The sequence below is a fragment of the Streptomyces sp. NRRL F-2580 genome (genome assembly GCF_000720115.1).
Lineage (GTDB): Bacteria > Actinomycetota > Actinomycetes > Streptomycetales > Streptomycetaceae > Streptomyces.
The window spans coordinates 1-2981 of sequence record NZ_JOIR01000090.1 but is presented as its reverse complement, the minus strand read 5'-3'; the positions used below and the strand labels follow the sequence as shown (position 1 = coordinate 2981).

Below are 2981 nucleotides of genomic sequence, written 5' to 3'. Positions count from 1 at the left end.
AAGGAACGGACGCTTCCTTTGTACTCACCCTCGCGGGCTTTCCTCCGGGCTTTCGTTCTGTGTTCTTGCGTTTCCGACTCTATCAGACTCTTTCGGGCCCGACTTCCTCGGCGCTTTCCAGTTCCTGCGCTTTCACGCTTTCCCTTTCCGGCGATCCCGACTCTATCAGAAGTTCTCCACCGGATTTCCCCGGCTTCGATTCCCGAATGAAGAGTCGAGTGTCCCCACTCGAAAGTGATTCCTTTGTGGGGGCTGCTGCCGAGCGTGTCCGCTCCAGGCAACTTCTCGACTCTACAACCCGGCCTGGGAGGTGTCAAAACCGGCTTGACTCCCGGGTCAAGCCTCCCTCCGGACGCCCCCAGGGGCTACCTCAGCAGCCACTTCCTGGTCAGCTCCATCACCTCGGCGCGGCTGCGGCCGCCGTGGTCTGCGGCGATGAAGTGGTAGCCGATCCGCAGGGAGAAGGCGATCAGGGACCTGACCTCGACCTCGTCCTCGTCGGAGCAGATGGAGCGGAACAGGGAGCGCAGGTAGTCCATGCGCCGGTTGTCCGCGCGCCGGAGCCGCTCCGCCACGGCCTCGTCACGCCGGGCCCAGTCACGAATCGCCAGGTCCGGCCCCACCCCCGTGGCCGGACCGTCGCCGGCCGCGGCAACGATCAGGAACAGCCGCTCCAGCCTGTCCCTGGGGTCTCCCCCACCGCTCTCGACCCGCTCGATCACCGCTTCGGTGACCTCGCGCTCCCACGCATCGAGCATTTCGGTGAGGAGGGCGTCCCGGTTGGCGAAGTAGCCGTAGAAGCCCCCCTTGCTGACGCCGAGCGCCTGGGCCAGGACCTCGACCCTGACCGCCTCCGGACCTCCGGCGGCCAGCGCCCGCAGCCCCTCCTCGATCCACTTGCCGCGTGGCGTGCGGGTCACGCCCATGGTGTCTCCCCTCAGGGCCGGCATCTATACGGCACCGTACAGATGGGCTAGCCTTCTTCTATACGGCATCGTATAGACAGGGGCTTGCTGATGAGACTTCCCCGCACCGCGCACACCTCCCGGCCCTGGCGCATCCACGAGATCGCCGGCGACTTCCGGGTCGAGGACGTGTGGGCCCTGCCGACGCCCGGCGGCCCGGACGACCTCCAACGGCTCGTGCACCAATTCGCCACCGGCAAGGGGGATCCCGTCCCCTCCCCCCTCGGGCGCGCGCTGTTCGCACTGCGCTGGAAGCTCGGGGCACTCCTCGGCTGGGACAAGCCCTCCGACGGCCTCGGCAGGCGGGTCCCGACGCTCCGCGACCGCCTGCCGGCGGACCTCCTGGAGGGCCCCCGCGGCCCGGACCTCGCCACGGTTTCGTTCACGTCCGTCTACCAGACGCACGACGAGTGGGTGGCGGAGATGGCGAACCGGACCGTGCACGGCCTGACGCACAACGGCTGGGTCCCGGACGAAACCGGCGGCTACCACGGCCAGATGGCCGTCCTGGTGAAGCCCAACGGCCGTTTCGGCGCCCTCTACATGGCGGGCATCAAGCCCTTCCGGTACCTGAGCGTATACCCGGCCCTGCTCCGGGCCATCGGCCGCGAATGGCAGCGAACCCTCCCCGCCAAGCCCGCAGGCTGACACCTCCCACGGACACCCACCCGCCGACGCCAACCAACCGCTTTGCGGCCGACTGCCCTATCGGAGAGCGATGAAGGAGGCCTCGCGGAGGAAAGCGGGGCTCGGAGACTCGCGGAAGAGTTCGGCAGGAGCACGCCGACAGCCGTCCGCGATCACCGTCGTCCCGGCCGCACCGGCTGGCAGGTCCGACTGGCGCCAGACGTGGGCGTCGGCCTGCTCCGCGCCGGTCGAGGCGTGACGGCGATCCCGCGCCCGCGGAGGTAGGCGCGATCTTCAGGGGGACGTGGCCCCCGACCGAGACGACCCAGTCCGGGACGGCGCGGGGCCGGCCGGTCCCGTCCGACGACCAGCAACGGAACCAGCAGCAGGGCGGTCACCGGCCACGATGGGCGTCTTCTCGAAGAGCCATCGAGGGCCATCGCCATGACCGGGTTGCAGTCGCAGTGCGCGAAGCGCACAACGCCAGTCCAGACGAGTCTCGGCAGGAGCGTGTGCGGTGATCCGCATGAAACTCCGTGGGCCGCAGTCGAGTTGGACGGCCGACGGGCAGCCCGGAAGGCAGGGGCCCGCTCAGAGGTTGACCCGCTTCAGGTAGACCCGGCGGCGGTGGGGGATGGTCTGGTACCAGAGCATCAGATGCTCGTCCTCGTACGTACGCAGCCGCATCGGGTGAGGATCCTCGTAGAGGCTGCCGTCCTTGGGGTCGATCGCCATCGAGGCCAGGTCGACCAGGCCGTCCAGGACGGCGGTGACCAGCTCCTGGTGCTCCGCGGCCATGTCCCCGAGGACCCACAGCCGGCTGGGATCGCACTCCCACGCCCAACCGCTGTCGTTCTCCAAGCCTTCGCCCCGCGCGGTCACTGACCGATCTCGCGCTGGGCCTCGGCGAGGATGCGGCTGCTCGTCTCCATGGCGGCCTGGAACTCCTCCTCCGTCGAGTCAGGGTCGCCGGCCACCCGCTCCGCCTCGTGCAGCGCCGCCGAACGCGCCGGCCAGCGGTGGATCGCCACGTGCGTCGCCCACTTGATCAGGAAGAACCGCAACGGGTTGATGGCACCGGTTTCGGCGGCACGGTCGAAGGCCTCGTTGCACTCCTTGTCGAGTACGGCCAGATTGGCCATGTCGATGCGGCGTACGGCGTCCCGGAGGGCTTCGCGCGTCATCGCCGGCTGAGGGATGAGCGGCCCGCCGTCTTCCAGCTGCTGTGCAGTCATCGTGTCCTCCAGGGGAACGCGGCCAGGATACCCAGCCGGGCCGGTGACACTGCCGGTAAACGCAGAAAAGCCCCGCACCGAACCCGAAGGTTTGGTGCGGGGCTTCCCGCAATGATTGTTCGGCGGCGTCCTACTCTCCCACAGGGTCCCCCCT

General features: G+C 68.8%; 4 protein-coding genes. 1 reads left to right on the top strand and 3 read right to left on the bottom strand.

The window, feature by feature from the left end; translation table 11 throughout:
• Positions 1–365: 365 nt before the first annotated feature.
• Positions 366–926 (bottom strand): TetR/AcrR family transcriptional regulator, encoded by a 561-nt coding sequence (locus IF88_RS0139480; RefSeq protein WP_030724338.1) that lies wholly within the window; start codon positions 924–926, stop codon positions 366–368.
• A gap of 90 nt (positions 927–1016) precedes the next feature.
• Here IF88_RS0139480 and IF88_RS0139475 point away from each other — a divergent pair, with 90 nt between their 5' ends.
• Positions 1017–1613 carry a DUF2867 domain-containing protein gene (locus IF88_RS0139475; RefSeq protein ID WP_030724335.1) on the top strand — a complete coding sequence of 199 codons (597 nt, stop codon included), beginning with the start codon at positions 1017–1019 and terminating at the stop codon, positions 1611–1613.
• 570 nt (positions 1614–2183) lie between these two features.
• On the opposite strand, the gene IF88_RS0139470 is transcribed toward IF88_RS0139475, so the two are convergent.
• Together IF88_RS0139470 and IF88_RS0139465 are read right to left on the bottom strand one after the other, a co-directional pair.
• Positions 2184–2453 (bottom strand): hypothetical protein, encoded by a 270-nt coding sequence (locus tag IF88_RS0139470; RefSeq protein WP_158754920.1) that lies wholly within the window; start codon positions 2451–2453, stop codon positions 2184–2186.
• A gap of 17 nt (positions 2454–2470) precedes the next feature.
• Positions 2471–2827 carry a hypothetical protein gene (locus tag IF88_RS0139465; RefSeq protein ID WP_030724329.1) on the bottom strand — a complete coding sequence of 119 codons (357 nt, stop codon included), beginning with the start codon at positions 2825–2827 and terminating at the stop codon, positions 2471–2473.
• Between the last annotated feature and the right edge of the window lie 154 nt (positions 2828–2981).

Bases quoted from the DNA above. Each gene is read 5' to 3' on its own strand.
- IF88_RS0139480 (WP_030724338.1), bottom strand. From the start codon at position 926: ATGGGCGTGACCCGCACGCCACGCGGCAAGTGGATCGAGGAGGGGCTG.
- IF88_RS0139475 (WP_030724335.1), top strand. From the start codon at position 1,017: ATGAGACTTCCCCGCACCGCGCACACCTCCCGGCCCTGGCGCATCCAC.
- IF88_RS0139465 (WP_030724329.1), bottom strand. From the start codon at position 2,827: ATGACTGCACAGCAGCTGGAAGACGGCGGGCCGCTCATCCCTCAGCCG.